The sequence below is a fragment of the Zavarzinia sp. genome, assembly GCF_049306435.1.
GTDB lineage: Bacteria > Pseudomonadota > Alphaproteobacteria > Zavarziniales > Zavarziniaceae > Zavarzinia.
The window spans coordinates 1-15,865 of the sequence record NZ_JBAQRT010000260.1 but is presented as its reverse complement, the minus strand read 5'-3'; the positions used below and the strand labels follow the sequence as shown (position 1 = coordinate 15,865).

Sequence of the window (15,865 nt, the reverse complement as noted above, 5' to 3'; positions counted from 1 at the left end):
GCGCAGGCCATGAGCCCCGAGGAGCGTCAGGCGATGATCGAGGGCATGGTCGCCCGCCTCGCCGAAAGGCTGCAGGCGCAGCCGGACGATATCGATGGTTGGCTGCGCCTCGCCCGGGCCTATGATGTCCTGGGCAAGGCGCCGGAAGCGGTCGCGGCCTGGGAAAAGGCCGCCGCCCTGAAGCCGGACGATGCCGCCATCGCCGAGGGCCTCGCCGCCGCAAGGGCGAAGCTGCCCGTTAAGTGAGCGTTAAGGCCTGCCGGGGGAAACTGACACCATGGATATCAAGCCGAGTCCCGCCATATTGACCGCCATCGCCTCGCTCTCGCAGGGCGGCTCGGGCGTGCGCGCGCCGGCCACCAGGGCCGAGGGCGTGCAGACCCAGACGGCGGAGGCGGCGACCCGTCTCTCGACCGGGGTCGACATCCGCGTCGGCGGCGAGGCACAGGGCGGCTCCAGCCAGCGCCGCGAAGCCCCGGGCGCCAACCCCCGGCCACTGCAGCCCGGCCTTGGCCGGCTGATCGATCTCACGGTCTGAGCGCCGGACGAAAAGGGCGGTCTTGCCCCCGGCGCGGGCTGCCCCGACAATTGGCGCATGAGCGCTGACCATCATTTCCATACCGCGATTCCCGAAGGCGATGACCGCGAACGCGAGGTCTGCCGGACCTGCGGCTTCATCAATTACGTGAACCCGAAGATCGTCGTCGGCTCGGTCGTCACCCATGACGGGCGCTTCCTGCTGGCCCGCCGCGCGATCGAGCCCCGGCGCGGCTTCTGGACCATCCCGGCCGGTTTCATGGAGGAAGGCGAATCGGTCGCCGAGGGCGCCGCGCGGGAAGCGATGGAGGAAGCCTGCGCCGCGATCGCCATCGATGCCCTGCTGGCGGTCTATTCGATCCCGCGCATCTCGCAGGTCCAGATGATCCACCGCGCGACCCTGGCCAGCCCGGATTTCGCGGCGGGACCGGAAAGCCTGGAGGTCCGCCTCTTTACCTGGGACGAGATTCCCTGGGGTGAGATCGCCTTTCCCTCGGTCCATTGGGCCTTGCACCATTGGCGCGCGGTCGAGGGACAGGCGGCTTTCCCGCCCTTCACCAATCCGCCCGGCGAAGACGGACGGGGGCCGCTGCCGGCGGCGTGATCAGTCCCGCGCGTCCTTTTCTTCCGGCAACTGGTGGCGGAGGATCAGGGGCATCTGGGCGATGGTGAAGATGATGGTCAGCGGCATGATGCCGAAGACCTTGAAGGCGGCCCAGGTCTCGGTCGAGAAATTGCGCCACACGACTTCGTTGACGATCGCGAGCACGATGAACAGCAGCGCCCAGCGGAAGGTGAGGCTGCGCCAGCCCGTCTCGTCCAGCTGGAAGGCCGCGCCGAACAGCGGCTTCAGCAGCGACCGCCCGGTGGCGAGCCCGCCCAGCAGGATGACGGCGAACAGGCTGTTGACGATGGTCGGCTTCAGCTTGATGAACAGCTCGTCCTCGAGATAGAGCGTGAGCCCGCCGAAGACGAGAACGAACACGCCCGAGACCAGCGGCATCACCGGCAGGCGCCGCTCCAACGCCCAGTTGACGGCGAGGGCGGCCACGGTCGCGGCCATGAAGGCGCCGGTCGCGGTGAAGATGCCGAAACGCGAATTGCAGAAGAAGAACACGCCGAGCGGCCCCGCCTCGAGGACGAGGCGCAGCAGCGGGTTGATCTTGCTCTTGTGCGCGGTCGGAGCCGATGTCGCCATGGTCACGCCCTCTCGGCCGTGCCGACCAGCGCGCGGGCAAAGGCGTCGGCGTTGAAATCCTGCAGGTCCTCGATGCCTTCGCCGACGCCGATGGCGTGGATCGGCATCCAGTATTTCTTCGAGACGGCGACGAGGACGCCGCCCCGCGCCGTGCCGTCCAGCTTGGTCATGATGACGCCGGTGATCTTGGCGACGCGCTCGAAGACGTCGACCTGATTGACCGCGTTCTGGCCCGTCGTCGCGTCGAGCACCAGGATCGTGTCGTGGGGCGCGCTCTCGTCCAGCTTCTTGATCACCCGCTCGATCTTGGTCAGCTCGGCCATCAGGCCTTCCTTGTTCTGCAACCGGCCGGCGGTGTCGATCAGCAGCACGTCATAGCCTTCGCGCCTGGCCTGCTCGAGGGCATCGAAGGCAAGGCCTGCGGCGTCGGAGCCGGCGGGGCGGGTGACGACGGGCACGCCCGAGCGCTCGCCCCAGACCGCGAGCTGCTCGATCGCGGCGGCGCGGAAAGTATCGCCCGCTGCCATCATCACCTTGAGGCCCTGCGCCTTGAAGCGGCTGGCCAGCTTGCCGATGGTCGTCGTCTTGCCGCTGCCGTTGACCCCGACCATCAGGATGACATGGGGCCGGCGGCTGGCGTCGATCACCAGCGGCTTTTCCGAATATTTCAGGATGCGCGAGATTTCGCCGCCGAGGACGGCTTTCACCTCGTCGTCGCCGATTTCCTTGCCGAAACGGCCCTTGGACAGGGCTTCGCGCACTTCGGTCGCGACGGCGACGCCGAGGTCGGCCTGGATCAGGGCCTCTTCCAGCTCGTCCAGCGTCTCGTCATCGAGCTTGCGCTTCTTGAAGAGGCCGGTGATCGACTGGCCGAGGGATGAGGACGAGCGGGACAGGCCCGCCTTCAGGCGGCCGAACCAGCCCGATTTCTTCTCGCCCGTGCCTTCGTTTTCGATATCGGTCATGCGGCGACGAGCTCCGCGCCCGAACGGGCGCCAATGGTAACGCGAATTATATCGCCCGGACGGGCCGGCGCGGCCAGGCGGATGGCGGCGAAATGCTCGCTGCGGGCAATCAGCGGGGTCTCGACGATGGCCTGTTCGGTCCGGCCGATGCGGCTGTCGAGGAAGCGGTGCAGGGCGAGGTCGCCCTTGGCGCGCAGGCGCTCCGCCCGTTCCCTGGCCACGGCGCGGCCGACCTGGGGCATCTTGGCGGCGGGCGTGCCCGGCCGGGGCGAGAAGGGGAAGACATGGAGATAGGTCAGGCCCGCCTCGTCGACGAGGCGCAGGGTGTCCTCGAAGGCTTCCTCGGTCTCGGTCGGGAAGCCGGCGATGAAATCGGCGCCCAGCGCGATATCGGGCCGAACCGCGCGCAGGCGGGCGGCGAAACGGATGGCGTCGGCGCGCAGGTGACGGCGCTTCATCCGCTTCAGAATGAGGTCGTTGCCGGCCTGGAGCGAGAGATGGAGATGCGGCATCAGCCGCTCTTCCTCGGCGAGGGCCTGGATCAGGTCGTCGTCCGCCTCGGCGGCGTCGATCGAGGAGATGCGGAGGCGCGGCAATTCCGGCACGGCCTTCAGCAGGCGGCGGGTCAGCTGGCCGAGGCTGGGCGTGCCCGGCAGGTCCTCGCCATAGGAAGTGAGGTCGACGCCGGTCAGCACCACCTCGTTATGGCCGGCGGCGACGAGGCGGCGTACCTCGTCGACGATGGCGCCCATGGGGACGGAGCGGGACGGCCCCCGGCCGTAAGGGATGATGCAGAAGGTGCAGCGGTGGTCGCAGCCGTTCTGGACCTGGACGAAGGCGCGGGCGCGGCCCTCGAAGCCCTCGACCAGATGGCCCGCGGTCTCGCGCACGGCCATGATGTCGGCGACGCGGACCTTCTCGGTCTCGCCGACGCCGAAATCGGGCGCCCAGGTCTCGGCCGCCATTTTTTCCATGTTGCCGACGACCTGATCGACCTCGGCCATTTCGGCGAAACGCTCGGGCTCGACCTGGGCGGCGCAGCCGGTGACGATCAGCTTTGCGTTCGGGTTTTCGCGCCGCGCCTTGCGGATGGCCTGACGGGCCTGGCGCACCGCTTCCGAGGTGACGGCGCAGGTATTGACGATGACGGCGTGATCGAGGCCGGCGTTTTCGGCGTGCCGCTTCATCACCTCGGATTCATAGGCGTTGAGGCGGCAGCCGAAGGTGATGACCTCGATCCCGGCGGACATGGGACCTCAGGCGGCCTTCACCCGGGGCGGCAGGGCGATCACGCCCGAGAAGGCGACGGCGACCGGGCCGGTCATGATCACATGGCCGTCCGACTCCCGCCATTCCATGTCGAGCCGGCCGCCATCCATCCAGATCACCGCCTTGCGGTCGACGAGGCCGCGGCGGGTGGCGGCGACGACGGTGGCGCAGGCGGCGGTGCCGCAAGCCAGGGTCCGGCCGGCGCCGCGTTCCCAGACGACGACGCGGAGCGAGCCGTCCTTCTGCTTCGAGACGAAGGAGACATTGGTGCGCTGGGGGAACAGCGGATCATGCTCGATCGCGGGGCCGAGGGCTTCGACCTTCACGCTTTCGGCATCGTCGACGAAGAAGACGACATGGGGATTGCCCATGTTGACCGCCGACGGCCCGGCCATTCCGGGGGCCGCGGCATAGTCGAGCTTCACCGTGTCCATGGCGCGGGCGAGCGGGATTTCCGACCAGTCCAGCCGGGGCTCGCCCATGTCGACGGTGATATAGCCATCGGGCGCGGAGGCGGCGAGCAGGAGGCCCGAGACCGTCTCGATCGAAACCTCGTTGCGGCGGGCACCGGCGATCAGCAGGGCGCCGACGCAGCGGGTGGCATTGCCACAGGCGCCGGCCTCCGAGCCGTCCGGGTTCCAGATCCGCATGAAGACATCGGCCTTGTCCGATGACTCGAGCACGATCAGCTGGTCGCAGCCGACGCCGGTGCGCCGGTTGGCGATCGCCTGCGCCAGCGCTTCGTTGATCTCCACGGGGGAGGTGCGGGCGTCGACGATGACGAAATCATTGCCGAGGCCGTGCATCTTGATAAAGGGAATGCCGTCCATGGCCGCTATATAGGCTGCTTCCGCGCCTTTCTCAACAGAGGACCAGCGGTCGCGGCGGGCCATGCGTCACAAGCGGGGCGGCGGCGACCAGCGGCAGCTCGTCCAACCCCAGCGACAGGCTCGCCCCGATCAGCGCCTCGACCACGCCGATGGCGCGCGCCAGCGCCGCCTCGGGCGCCAGACCCCGGGCCAGATGCGCCATCAGGACGGCGCCCAGCGTATCGCCCAGACCATGGGGCGGCCGCGCCACCGGCTTCGTCAGCGCCATCAGGCGGCGTCCCCCGATCAGGGCGAGGGTGGCGAGGTCACCACCCCATTCCAGCGAGGTGACGAGGGGCAGGGGCACCTTCAGGGCTTCGAGCGCGGCGGCGGCCTCGTCCAGACTGGCGATGGGCCGGCCGGTCAGGGCTTCCAGCTCGAAATGATTGGGCTTCACGATATCGGCGAGGGGGATCAGGCGGTCGTGGAAACATTCCAGGATGCCATCGGCGACATAGCGCCCGCCGTCCCGGTCGCCGATCACCGGATCGACCAGCACGCAGGTCTTGGGATTGCGCGCCCGCACCCGCTCGATCGTCGCGGCCGCGAGAACGCCATTCTCGACCGTGCCGAGATAGCCGACGATCACGCCGTCGATCCCGTCGAGGCGGCCGACGCGCTCCAGCCCGTCGATGATCCCGGCGAGAAGCGAGGCCGGCAAGGTCCCGCCCCCCGGCCGCCCGTGGCCCGGATGGGCCGAGAGCAGCACCGTCGGCACCTCGATCACCTCGCAGCCCAGCATCTGCAGCACGGGACTGGCGGCGGAGCTGCCGACATGGCCGGCCGCGACTCGGGACTGGAAGGACAGGATGGTCGGCACGGGCATGGTGAAGCGATCTTTCGGCGGCGCTTTTGGCACGATAGGCAAGGTAAACCGGCAGGCAAGGCGCATCGCCGCATTTTTGCTGCGTTGCAGCCTTGCCTGTCGTCGTCCGCTGACTATAGTCAGCCCGATTTTCGCAATCTTTTTTCCGATCGAACGGGGAAACCATGAGCACTGTCCGGCCGCGCCGCTCTGTCCTCTACATGCCGGGAGCCAATGCGCGCGCCCTCGACAAGGCCCGCGGCCTGCCGGCGGACGGGCTGATCCTCGATCTCGAGGACGCGGTCGCCGTCGATGCCAAGGAATTGGCCCGCGACCAGATCGCCGAGGCGCTGAAGACCGGCGGCTATGGCTATCGGGAAGTGATCGTCCGCACCAACGGGCTGGATACCCCCTGGGGCATCGACGACATCAAGGTTCTGGCCCCGCTCGGCCCCGACGCGATCCTGCTGCCCAAGGTCGAGGATCCGGCGACCATCCTGAAGGCGGAAGCCCTGCTGAACGAGGTCGGCGCCCCGGCGACCACGACCATCTGGGCGATGATGGAGACCCCGCTCGGCATCCTGCGCGCGGCCGAGATCGCCGCTTCGTCGAAGCGCCTCACCTGTTTCGTCATGGGCACCTCGGACCTGACCAAGGACTTGCATTCGCGCCACACGCCGATGCGCCTGCCCATGCTCACCTCCCTCGGCATCACCATGCTGGCGGCGCGGGCTTACGGTCTTTCGATCCTCGACGGCGTCTATCTCGACCTCAAGGACGAGGACGGCTATCGCGCCTCCTGCCTGCAGGGCGTGGAACTCGGCTTCGACGGCAAGACCCTGATCCATCCCGGCCAGGTCGAGGGCGCCAATGTCGTCTTCGCCCCGTCCGAGAGCGAGATCGCCTGGTCGCGCAAGATCATCGACGCCTTCGCCGCGGCCGAGGCCGAGGGCAAGGGCGTCGTCCTGGTCGAGGGCAAGCTGATCGAGAACCTGCATGTCGAGAATGCCAAGCGCATCTGCGCCCTGGCCGACGCCATCGCGGCCCGGGGGTAACGACATGAGCACCAAGACCGCTAAAGGCAATTTCTTCGAGGACTTCAAGGTCGGCCAGGAACTGGTGCACGCGACGCCGCGCACCGTGACCGATGGTGACGCCGCGCTTTACACCGCGCTGACCGGCAGCCGTTTCGTCATCCAGTCTTCCGCCGCCTTCGCCCGTTCGGCCGGGCTGAAGGGCGCGCCGATCGACGATCTGCTGACCTTCCATGTCGTCTTCGGCAAGACCGTGCCGGATGTCTCGCTCAATGCCGTCGCCAATCTCGGCTACGCGCAAGGGCGCTTCCACAAGCTGGTGGCGCCGGGCACGACGCTGTCGACGGTCTCGACCGTGATCGGCCTCAAGGAAAATTCGAACAAGGAAACCGGCACCGTCTATGTCCGCTCCACCGGGCGGGACGACGTGGGCGACCTCGTGCTCGACTATTGCCGCTGGGTGATGGTGCGGAAGCGCGACAAGGCGAGCCCGGCGCCCGAAGCCGTGGTGCCCGAGCTGGCGGCGGTCGTGACCCCGGAATTCCTGACCGTGCCCGCCGGCCTCGACCTGTCGAGCTTCGATACCGCGCTCTCCGGCTCCCCCCATCTCTGGGAGGATTACGCGGTGGGCGAGAAGATCGATCATGTCGACGGCATGACGATCGAGGAAGCCGAGCACATGATGGCGACCCGCCTCTACCAGAACACCGCGCGGGTCCATTTCAACCAGTTCACCGAGAAGGACGGCCGTTTCGGCCGGCGCCTGATGTACGGCGGCCATGTCATCTCGCTGGCCCGGGCGCTGTCGTTCAACGGCCTCGGCAACGCGATCTTCGTCGCCGCCATCAACGGCGGGCGCCATGTCGCGCCGACCTTCGCGGGCGATACGCTCTTCGCCTGGTCCGAAGTGAAGGACAAGGCCGAGATCGAAGGCCGCAAGGATGTCGGTGCGCTGCGCATCCGCACCCTGGCGACCAAGAACCTGCCCTGTGCCGGTTTCCCCGAGTCGGGCGAGAATGTCGTGCTCGACTTCGATTACTGGGTGCTGATCCCGCGCCACTGACACAGGGATGCGTCGTCCCGGCGAAGGCCGGGACCTCGCGACGAAAAGGCACCGAAGCCCGGCCTTCGGAAGATCCCGGCCTTCGCCGGGATGACGGGGAAATGGGTTTTCGGGCTTTTGACTTAGGTTTCGTTGACTGGCGGTGATCCGCCTTTAGTATCAGGCCGCCGATGAGACTCCGTTTCCATCGGCATTCAGCCCTTGCAAGGGCAGTTCCCAGGTCGGGCGGGGGTTCGACCTTCAGAAAAAGAGGACCAGCGATGGCTCAAGTCGAGCGTCCGCTCTCGCCGCATCTCCAGGTCTACCGCCTGCCGCTGACCGCAATCGCGTCGATCACCCACCGCGCCACGGGCGTCGGTCTTGGTTTCGGCACCCTGATGCTGACCTGGTGGCTGGTCGCCGCCGCCTCGGGCCCCGAGGCCTATGCCGGCTTCCAGTGGTTCGCCGGCTCCTTCCTCGGCCTTCTCATCCTGTTCGGCTTCACGCTGGCGCTGAGCTTCCACCTGCTGAACGGCCTGCGCCACCTGTTCTGGGATGCCGGCTGGGGCTTCGACAAGGTGGTCTCGCACAAGGCCTCGGTCGCGGTGGTCGCCGGTTCGCTGGCGCTGACCGTCGTCATCTGGCTCCTCGCTTTCATTCTCTGAGGACGAAAAGAACATGGCTTCCCCCCGTTCCTCGCTCCGCTCGCCGATCGGTGCCGTTCGCGGCCTCGGCTCGGCCAAGGATGGCACCCATCACTGGTGGATGCAGCGCGTCTCCGCGATCGCCCTGGTGCCGCTGACCATCTGGTTCGTCGCCAGCCTCGTCGTGCTCGCCGGCAGCCCTTATGAAGTCTTCACCGCCTGGGTGGCGCAGCCGCTCGTCGCCGTGCTGCTCGGCCTCTTCGTCGGGGTCGGTTTCTGGCACCTGAAGCTGGGCGCCCAGGTCGTGATCGAAGACTATATCCACACCGAGTCGACCAAGATCGTGGTCCAGCTGCTGGTCAATTTCGCGACCGTGGCCCTGGCGGCCGCGGCCCTCTTCTCGATCCTCAAAATCGCGATCTGAGTGACGTCCATGCCCCAGGCTTATTCCATCATCGACCATACCTATGATGTCGTGGTCGTCGGCGCCGGCGGTGCTGGCCTTCGTGCCACCTTCGGCATGGCCGAGCGCGGTCTCAAGACCGCCTGCATCACCAAGGTCTTCCCGACCCGCTCCCACACCGTGGCGGCTCAGGGCGGCATCTCCGCCGCCCTCGGCAACATGGGCGAGGACGACTGGCGCTTCCACATGTACGACACCGTCAAGGGGTCGGACTGGCTGGGCGACCAGGACGCCATCGAATACATGTGTCGCAGCGCCCCCGAGGCGGTGATCGAACTCGAACATTACGGCGTGCCCTTCTCGCGCACGGCGGAAGGCAAGATCTACCAGCGCGCCTTCGGCGGCATGACCACCCATTACGGCAAGGGTCAGGCCCAGCGCACCTGCGCCGCCGCCGACCGGACCGGCCACGCCATCCTGCACACGCTGTACCAGCAGTCCTTGCGCTTCGACGCCCAGTTCTTCATCGAGTATTTCGTGCTCGATCTGATCATGGAAGACGGCGAATGCCGGGGCGTCATCGCCTGGTGCCTCGAGGACGGCTCGATCCATCGCTTCCGGGCGAAGATCGTCGTGCTGGCGACGGGCGGCTACGGCCGGGCCTATTTCTCGGCGACCTCGGCCCATACCTGCACCGGCGACGGTGGCGGCATGGTGCTGCGCGCCGGCCTGCCGCTGCAGGACATGGAATTCGTGCAATTCCATCCGACCGGCATCTATGGCGCCGGCTGCCTGATCACCGAAGGCGCCCGCGGCGAAGGCGGCATCCTGCGCAATTCCGAGGGCGAGCGGTTCATGGAACGCTACGCCCCCTCGGCCAAGGACCTGGCGTCGCGCGACGTCGTCTCGCGCGCCATGACCATCGAGATCCGCGAGGGCCGCGGCGTCGGCCCCAACAAGGATCACATCTACCTGCACCTCGAACATCTCGATCCGAAGATCCTGCACGAGCGTCTGCCGGGCATTTCGGAAAGCGCCAAGGTGTTCTCCGGCGTGGATGTCACCAAGCAGCCGATCCCGGTGCTGCCGACCGTCCACTACAACATGGGCGGCATTCAGACCAACTATCATGGCGAAGTCGTCACCCTGAAGGACGGCAACCCGGATTCGGTGATCCCGGGCCTGATGGCCATCGGCGAGGCGGCCTGCGTCTCGGTCCATGGCGCCAATCGTCTCGGCTCCAACTCGCTGATCGACCTCGTGGTCTTTGGTCGCGCCGCCGCGATCCGCGCCGCCGAGATCGTGAAGCCTGGCGCGGCGCAGAAGGATCTGGCCAAGGATTCGGCCGATTTCGCGCTGAACCGCTTCGATTACCTGCGCCATGCCAAGGGCTCGTCGTCGACCGCGCAGGTTCGCGGCCAGATGCAGCGCGTGATGCAGAACAACTGCGCCGTCTTCCGTACCGGCGAGGTGCTGGAGGAAGGCAAGCAGCTGATCGGCGAAGTGTGGAACATGTGGGGCGACATCGGCACGACCGACCGCTCGATGATCTACAACACCGATCTGCAGGAAACCCTCGAACTCGACAATCTGCTGCGCCAGGCCATGGTCACCATGCATGGCGCCGCCAACCGCCAGGAAAGCCGCGGCGCCCATGCCCGCGAGGATTTCCCGGACCGGAATGACGAGACCTGGATGAAGCATACCCTCGCCTGGGCGGACGAGAAGGGCAACGTGGCGATCGATTATCGCCCGGTGCACACCTATACGCTCACCGACGAGATCGAATACATCACGCCGCGTCCGCGCGTGTATTGAGGCGGCGGGATAGAAAGGCAAGGCCAATGGTCGAATTTGCACTGCCCAAGAATTCGAAAGTCGGCACCGGCAAGACGGTGAAGGCCAAGACGGGCGCCAAGCGCGTGAAGGCGTTCAAGATCTATCGCTACGACCCGGACAAGGGCCAGAACCCCAGCCTCGATACTTTCGAGGTGGATCTGGACCAGTGCGGGCCGATGGTTCTCGACGCGCTGATCAAGATCAAGAACGAGGTCGATCCGTCGCTCACCTTCCGGCGTTCCTGCCGCGAAGGCGTGTGCGGTTCCTGCGCGATGAACATCGACGGGGGCAACACGCTCGCCTGCACCAAGGCGATCGAGGACGTGAAGGGCGAGGTGAAGGTCTATCCGCTGCCGCATATGCCGGTGGTGAAGGATCTGGTGCCGGACCTGACCCACTTCTACGCGCAATATGCCTCGATCAAGCCGTGGATGCAGACGCAGACCCCGGCGCCGACGCGCGAGCGCCTGCAGTCGATGGAAGAGCGCGAGAAGCTCGACGGTCTCTACGAGTGCATCCTCTGCGCCTGCTGCTCGACCTCCTGCCCCAGCTACTGGTGGAATGGCGACCGTTACCTCGGCCCCGCCGTCCTGCTGCAGGCCTATCGCTGGCTGGTCGACACCCGCGACGAAGGCACGGGCGAGCGTCTCGACAATCTCGAGGACCCGTTCCGCCTCTATCGCTGTCACACGATCATGAACTGCGCCAATACCTGCCCCAAGGGGCTGAACCCGGCGAAGGCGATCGCCGGCATCAAGCAGATGATGGTCGAGCGCCGCGGCTGAGCCACGGGGCAGGGCCCGAACATGAAACGGCCGGGCGATCGCCCGGCCGTTTTTGTTTGCCCTGATGAGAAGCCGTGAATTACAGCTTCTTCACCTCCTCGAGGAACTTGTCGACTTCGCGGCGCATCAGCGCGGCCTGATCGGCGAGGGAGCTGGCGGCATTGGCGACCTTGCCGACGGCATGGCCGGATTCGCTGGTCGCCTGGCTCAGCGTGCCGACATTGTTGGTGACTTCGCGGGTGCCACCGGCGGCCTCCTGGACGTTGCGGCTGATTTCCTGCACCGCGCTGCCCTGCTGTTCGACCGCCGCCGCGATGGCCCCGGCGATTTCATTGATCTGGCCGATGGTCTGGGTGATCGCCGTGATCGCGCCGACCGCGTCATGGGTCGCGCCCTGGATCGAGGTGATCTGGCCGGCGATCTCCTCGGTCGCCTTGGCGGTCTGGTTGGCGAGGTTCTTCACCTCGGAAGCGACGACGGCGAAGCCCTTGCCCGCCTCGCCCGCCCGGGCCGCCTCGATCGTCGCGTTGAGCGCGAGGAGATTGGTCTGGCCGGCGATATCGTTGATCAGCTTGACCACGGCGCCGATCCGCTCGGACGCCTCGGCGAGGCCCTTCACGGTGACATTGGTCTTCTCGGCCTGGGCCACCGCCGCCTGGGCGACTGTCGACGACTGGGTCGCCTGACGGCCGATCTCGGCGACGGAGGCTGCCAGTTCCTCGGTCGCGGCGGCGACGGTCTGGACATTGGCCGAGGCTTCGTCGGCGTTGGAGGCGATGGTTCCGGCCTGGACGACCGTTTCCTGCACCACGTTGGACATGACATCGGCGGCGGCGCGCATCTCGTCGGCCGAACCTGCGACGGATTCGACGGCGGTCTTCACATTCTGCTCGAAACTGTCGATGACCTGCACGGTCTTGGTGATGATCGACCAGGTCACCATCGGGCCGATGTAGGTGCCATCGTCATCCATGATCGCCGAGACGCGCAGGTCCAGCGTCTCGGGGCCGAGCCTGATCTTGGCGCCATGCGGCAGGTTGCGGTGATCGGCCAGCATCCGGCGCTGGTGCGAGGGATTCTTGTGGAAGATGTCGATGCAGGTGCCAAGCGCGTTGTCGGCCTTAATCGGCAGCAGATGTTCGACCGCCCGCAGGGTGTTGATCGAGGTGCGGTTGATGTAATTGATCTCCAGCGTATCCTTGTCGGCGGTCATGACGTTGATCGGCATGTCGTCGAGCATGCGCATCAGGCGCTTGGTTTCGCGCTCCTGGCGCACGAATTCGGTGATGATCGACCAGGTCAGCATCGGGCCGATGTATTTGCCCGTGGCGTCGTAGATGGCGGAAACCTGAAGGTCCAGGATCTCGGGCCCGAGCTTGATGCGCGCGCGGTGCGGCAGGTTCCGGGGGTCGGCCAGGAGACGACGCTGATGGGCGGGAGCCTTGTGGAAAATATCGATCGACTGGCCGAGCAATTGATCCGCCTTGGCCGGCAGCAGATGCTCGAGTTTGCGTAATGTTTCGATAGATGTCTTGTTCAGATAGGTGATGGAAAAATCCTTCAGCTCGCACATCATGACGTTGACGGGCATGGAGTCGAGCATTTGTCTCAGGGCGGCGAGCTCACCTTTCACCTGGGTGAGTTCCGCCGAAGCGGCGGCTTCAGCTTCCTTGCGGCGTGCGAACATGAATAAAGACCTCTCGACCGGAAATCCGTGAAAGCGAATATCGGCCCCGTTTTCCTAACAATTGGTAAGTCGGGCCAAATTTGCTTTGTTAGCTGATGCAGCAAAAGGCGGGCTCTTGAGCGAAATCAACTTGGCGGTGCAAGAAATAACGGCGGATATGATTGCCCGTGTCGATCGCGGCGCGGTCGCAACCTATATCCCGGAGCTGGCGGGAATCGATCCGGCGAGGTTCGGCATCGCGGTCGTCGATGCCGAGGGGGCACAGCATGTCGCGGGCGACGGCGACATGCTGTTTTCAATCCAGAGCATCTCGAAGGTCTTCACCCTCACCCTCGCCCTCGGCAAGGTCGGCGACGCGCTGTGGCAGCGGGTCGGGAAGGAGCCATCGGGCAACCCGTTCAATTCCATCGTGCAGCTGGAATACGAGAAGGGCATTCCGCGCAATCCCCTGATCAACGCGGGGGCGATCGCCGTCGCCGACGCGATCCTGGCCGGTCACACGCCAAAGGCGGTGCTGGGCGAGATCCTGCGTTTCCTGCGGTATGTCTCGGATGACGAGACCATTCATATCGACCGTGCCGTCGCCGCTTCGGAACAGGCGACGGGATTCCGCAACGCCGCCCTGGCCAATTACCTGCGCGCCTGCGGCAATCTGCGCCATCCGGTCGAAATGGTGCTCGGGGTCTATTTTCACCACTGCGCCATCGCCATGTCCTGCCGGCAGCTCGCGATGGCCGGGCGCTATCTCGCCTTCGCCGGGCGCCATCCGACGGCGGGCGGCAAGGTCATCTCGGCCGAGCGGGCCAAGCGCATCAATGCCCTGATGCTGACCTGCGGTCATTACGACGGTTCGGGCGATTTCGCCTTCAGGGTCGGCATGCCGGCGAAAAGTGGCGTGGGCGGCGGCATCCTGGCGGTGGTGCCGGGCAAGGCCTCGATCGCGGTGTGGTCGCCCGGGCTCGACGCCCAGGGCAACTCCGTCCTTGGATCCGCCGCGCTCGAGCTTCTGTCGCGGCGGATGAACTGGTCGATCTTCGGCGAGTGATGCGGGCGCGGACTCGGCCGGACTAGCGCTCGATGCCGCGGCCGGCGTGGGCGGCGCTCTCGATCAACGTGCCGGCGCCATGGGCGGTGAAGGTTTCCAGCAGCAGGGCATGGGGCGTGCGGCCGTCAAGGATGACGGCGGCCTCGACGCCGCTGTCGACCGCATCGAGGCAGGTTTCCACCTTGGGGATCATGCCGCCGTGGATCGTGCCGTCGGCGATCAGGGCGCGGGCCTGTTCCGCCGTCATGCGGTCGATCAGCTTGCCGTCCTTGTCGAGAACGCCCGGCACGTCGGTCAGCAGCAGGAAGCGCGAGGCCCGCATGGCCGAGGCGATGGCGCCCGCCGCGGTATCGGCATTGATATTATAGGTGTGGCCGTCCTCGCTGATGCCGATGGGCGCGACGACGGGGATGAAGTCCGACCGCTCGAACAGATAGAGCACGCGGGGATCGACCGATTCGGGCTCGCCGACGAAACCATAGTCGAGCACCTTCTCGATGTTCGATTCGGGGTCGTGCTTGGTCTTGGTCAGCTTGCGGGCGCGGATCAGCGGGCCGTCCTTGCCGGAAATGCCGATGGCATTGCCCCCGGCGGCATTGATCGCGCCGACGATCTGCTTGTTGATCGAGCCGGCGAGGACCATTTCCACCACCTCGACCGCCGGCTGATCGGTGACGCGCAAGCCATCGATGAAGGACGACTTGATGCCCAGCCGGTCCAGCATCTTGCCGATCTGCGGGCCGCCGCCATGGACGACGATCGGATTGATGCCGACCTGCTTGAGAAGGACGATGTCGCGGGCGAAGGCCTTGGCCGCCGCGTCGTCCCCCATGGCATGGCCGCCGTATTTGACGACGAAGCTGCTGTCGGCGTAGCGCCGCATGTAGGGCAGGGCTTCGGTGATGGTCGTGGCGGTATGCAGCCAGCGGGTGCGCAGTTTCAGGTCGGCCCGTTCGGCGGCGGCGGTATCCGGCTTGTCGCTCATCACAGCTTCCTTGTCCCGAGAGTGGGCTTCGCTTAACCCAATGCGGCCGGATTGCCAAGTGCCGCGAGGGTGGCACGCAACTCGGGAATGCCGGCACCGGTCTCGCTCGACGTCGGCAGGATCACCGGATGGGCCGCGACATGGGGCCGGATCGCCTCGGCGACGGTCCTGGTCATGGCCTCGAGTTCGGCCGGTTTCATCTTGTCGGTCTTGGTCAGCACGATCTGATAGGACACCGCCGACTTGTCGAGCAGCTTCATCGCCGCATGATCGGGGGCCTTGGGGCCGTGGCGGCTGTCGATCAGGACGAGGACCCGCTTCAGGTTCGGGCGGCCGGCCAGGAAGGTCTCGGTCAGGTCGACCCATTGGGCGACCTTGTCCTTGGAGACCTTGGCGAAGCCGTAGCCCGGCAGATCGACGAGGGTGAGGCGGTCGCCGAGGTTGAAGAAATTCAGCTGCTGGGTCCGGCCCGGGGTGTTGGACACCCGCGCGAGGGTGTTCCGCCCGGTCAGGGCGTTGACCAGCGACGATTTGCCGACGTTGGAGCGCCCGGCGAAGGCGATCTCGGGCAGGCCCGGGGGCGGCAGCTCGGCGAGCCTGGTCGCGCCCCAGGTGAACTGGCATTCGGCCGCGAACAGCTTCCGTCCCGCCTCGAGGGTCTCGGGCGTGACGGCGCCGTCTTCGGGTCGCAGCTTGTCGGTCATCGTTTGCCCGGCGGCCGGCCGCCGGTCGGGCTGCCGGAACGGCCCGGCAGGGCC

At 66.5% G+C, this 15,865-nt stretch carries 18 protein-coding genes; 10 read left to right on the top strand and 8 right to left on the bottom strand.

Features of this window, described 5'->3' with window-relative positions:
* The 3 genes from WAZ62_RS14965 to WAZ62_RS14955 all read left to right on the top strand — a co-directional run.
* The coding region (locus WAZ62_RS14965; protein ID WP_422644335.1) for a tetratricopeptide repeat protein at positions 1–246 on the top strand (246 nt) is incomplete at its 5' end.
* A 31-nt stretch (positions 247–277) separates the two neighbouring features.
* The gene (locus tag WAZ62_RS14960) at positions 278–538 is read left to right on the top strand and encodes a hypothetical protein (RefSeq protein ID WP_422644334.1); all 261 of its coding nucleotides are present in this window, start codon (positions 278–280) and stop codon (positions 536–538) included.
* A gap of 57 nt (positions 539–595) precedes the next feature.
* A complete protein-coding gene (locus WAZ62_RS14955; protein WP_422644333.1) occupies positions 596–1,141 on the top strand; it encodes an NUDIX domain-containing protein in 546 nt (181 codons plus the stop codon).
* Here WAZ62_RS14955 and WAZ62_RS14950 read toward each other — a convergent pair whose 3' ends face one another.
* Genes WAZ62_RS14950 through pdxY form a run of 5 tightly spaced genes read right to left on the bottom strand, consistent with a single transcriptional unit; the run spans position 1,142 to position 5,664 of the window.
* A complete protein-coding gene (locus tag WAZ62_RS14950) occupies positions 1,142–1,735 on the bottom strand; it encodes a septation protein A (protein ID WP_422644332.1) in 594 nt (197 codons plus the stop codon). It abuts the gene before it with no gap.
* A 2-nt stretch (positions 1,736–1,737) separates the two neighbouring features.
* The gene (gene ftsY, locus WAZ62_RS14945) at positions 1,738–2,700 is read right to left on the bottom strand and encodes a signal recognition particle-docking protein FtsY (RefSeq protein WP_422644331.1); all 963 of its coding nucleotides are present in this window, start codon (positions 2,698–2,700) and stop codon (positions 1,738–1,740) included.
* Positions 2,697–3,950 carry a tRNA (N(6)-L-threonylcarbamoyladenosine(37)-C(2))-methylthiotransferase MtaB gene (gene mtaB, locus WAZ62_RS14940; protein WP_422644330.1) on the bottom strand — a complete coding sequence of 418 codons (1,254 nt, stop codon included), beginning with the start codon at positions 3,948–3,950 and terminating at the stop codon, positions 2,697–2,699. The genes ftsY and mtaB overlap by 4 nt, the downstream gene beginning before the upstream one ends.
* A 6-nt stretch (positions 3,951–3,956) precedes the next feature.
* Positions 3,957–4,862 carry a diaminopimelate epimerase gene (gene dapF / locus WAZ62_RS14935; protein ID WP_422644329.1) on the bottom strand — a complete coding sequence of 302 codons (906 nt, stop codon included), beginning with the start codon at positions 4,860–4,862 and terminating at the stop codon, positions 3,957–3,959.
* Positions 4,831–5,664: a pyridoxal kinase gene (gene pdxY, locus WAZ62_RS14930; RefSeq protein WP_422644328.1), complete on the bottom strand. Its 834-nt coding sequence runs from the start codon at positions 5,662–5,664 to the stop codon at positions 4,831–4,833. The genes dapF and pdxY overlap by 32 nt, the downstream gene beginning before the upstream one ends.
* A 164-nt stretch (positions 5,665–5,828) precedes the next feature.
* Between pdxY and WAZ62_RS14925 the strand changes: the two genes are divergently transcribed.
* From WAZ62_RS14925 to WAZ62_RS14900, 6 genes are all read left to right on the top strand, one after another.
* Positions 5,829–6,698: an HpcH/HpaI aldolase/citrate lyase family protein gene (locus WAZ62_RS14925; protein ID WP_422644327.1), complete on the top strand. Its 870-nt coding sequence runs from the start codon at positions 5,829–5,831 to the stop codon at positions 6,696–6,698.
* A gap of 4 nt (positions 6,699–6,702) precedes the next feature.
* Positions 6,703–7,740, top strand: a complete 1,038-nt coding sequence (locus WAZ62_RS14920) for a MaoC family dehydratase (RefSeq protein ID WP_422644326.1) — start codon at positions 6,703–6,705, stop codon at positions 7,738–7,740.
* Between the two features lie 260 nt (positions 7,741–8,000).
* Entirely contained in the window at positions 8,001–8,384 is a 384-nt protein-coding gene (gene sdhC / locus WAZ62_RS14915; RefSeq protein WP_422644325.1) for a succinate dehydrogenase, cytochrome b556 subunit, read from the top strand.
* Between the two features lie 13 nt (positions 8,385–8,397).
* Positions 8,398–8,787 (top strand): succinate dehydrogenase, hydrophobic membrane anchor protein, encoded by a 390-nt coding sequence (gene sdhD, locus WAZ62_RS14910; protein ID WP_422644324.1) that lies wholly within the window; start codon positions 8,398–8,400, stop codon positions 8,785–8,787.
* A 9-nt stretch (positions 8,788–8,796) separates the two neighbouring features.
* On the top strand, positions 8,797–10,584 hold the full coding sequence (sdhA, locus tag WAZ62_RS14905; protein WP_422644323.1) for a succinate dehydrogenase flavoprotein subunit: 1,788 nt from the start codon (positions 8,797–8,799) through the stop codon (positions 10,582–10,584).
* Between the two features lie 26 nt (positions 10,585–10,610).
* A complete protein-coding gene (locus tag WAZ62_RS14900) occupies positions 10,611–11,390 on the top strand; it encodes a succinate dehydrogenase iron-sulfur subunit (RefSeq protein WP_422644322.1) in 780 nt (259 codons plus the stop codon).
* 79 nt (positions 11,391–11,469) lie between these two features.
* On the opposite strand, the gene WAZ62_RS14895 is transcribed toward WAZ62_RS14900, so the two are convergent.
* Entirely contained in the window at positions 11,470–13,077 is a 1,608-nt protein-coding gene (locus WAZ62_RS14895; RefSeq protein ID WP_422644321.1) for a methyl-accepting chemotaxis protein, read from the bottom strand.
* Positions 13,078–13,213: 136 nt separating this feature from the next.
* Here WAZ62_RS14895 and WAZ62_RS14890 point away from each other — a divergent pair, with 136 nt between their 5' ends.
* Positions 13,214–14,122 carry a glutaminase gene (locus tag WAZ62_RS14890; RefSeq protein ID WP_422644337.1) on the top strand — a complete coding sequence of 303 codons (909 nt, stop codon included), beginning with the start codon at positions 13,214–13,216 and terminating at the stop codon, positions 14,120–14,122.
* A 22-nt stretch (positions 14,123–14,144) separates the two neighbouring features.
* Here the strand turns inward: WAZ62_RS14890 and argB are convergent, their stop codons facing one another.
* Together argB and yihA are read right to left on the bottom strand one after the other, a co-directional pair.
* On the bottom strand, positions 14,145–15,107 hold the full coding sequence (gene argB / locus WAZ62_RS14885; RefSeq protein WP_422644320.1) for an acetylglutamate kinase: 963 nt from the start codon (positions 15,105–15,107) through the stop codon (positions 14,145–14,147).
* 32 nt (positions 15,108–15,139) lie between these two features.
* Positions 15,140–15,811: a ribosome biogenesis GTP-binding protein YihA/YsxC gene (gene yihA, locus WAZ62_RS14880; RefSeq protein WP_422644336.1), complete on the bottom strand. Its 672-nt coding sequence runs from the start codon at positions 15,809–15,811 to the stop codon at positions 15,140–15,142.
* Positions 15,812–15,865: the final 54 nt, after the last annotated feature.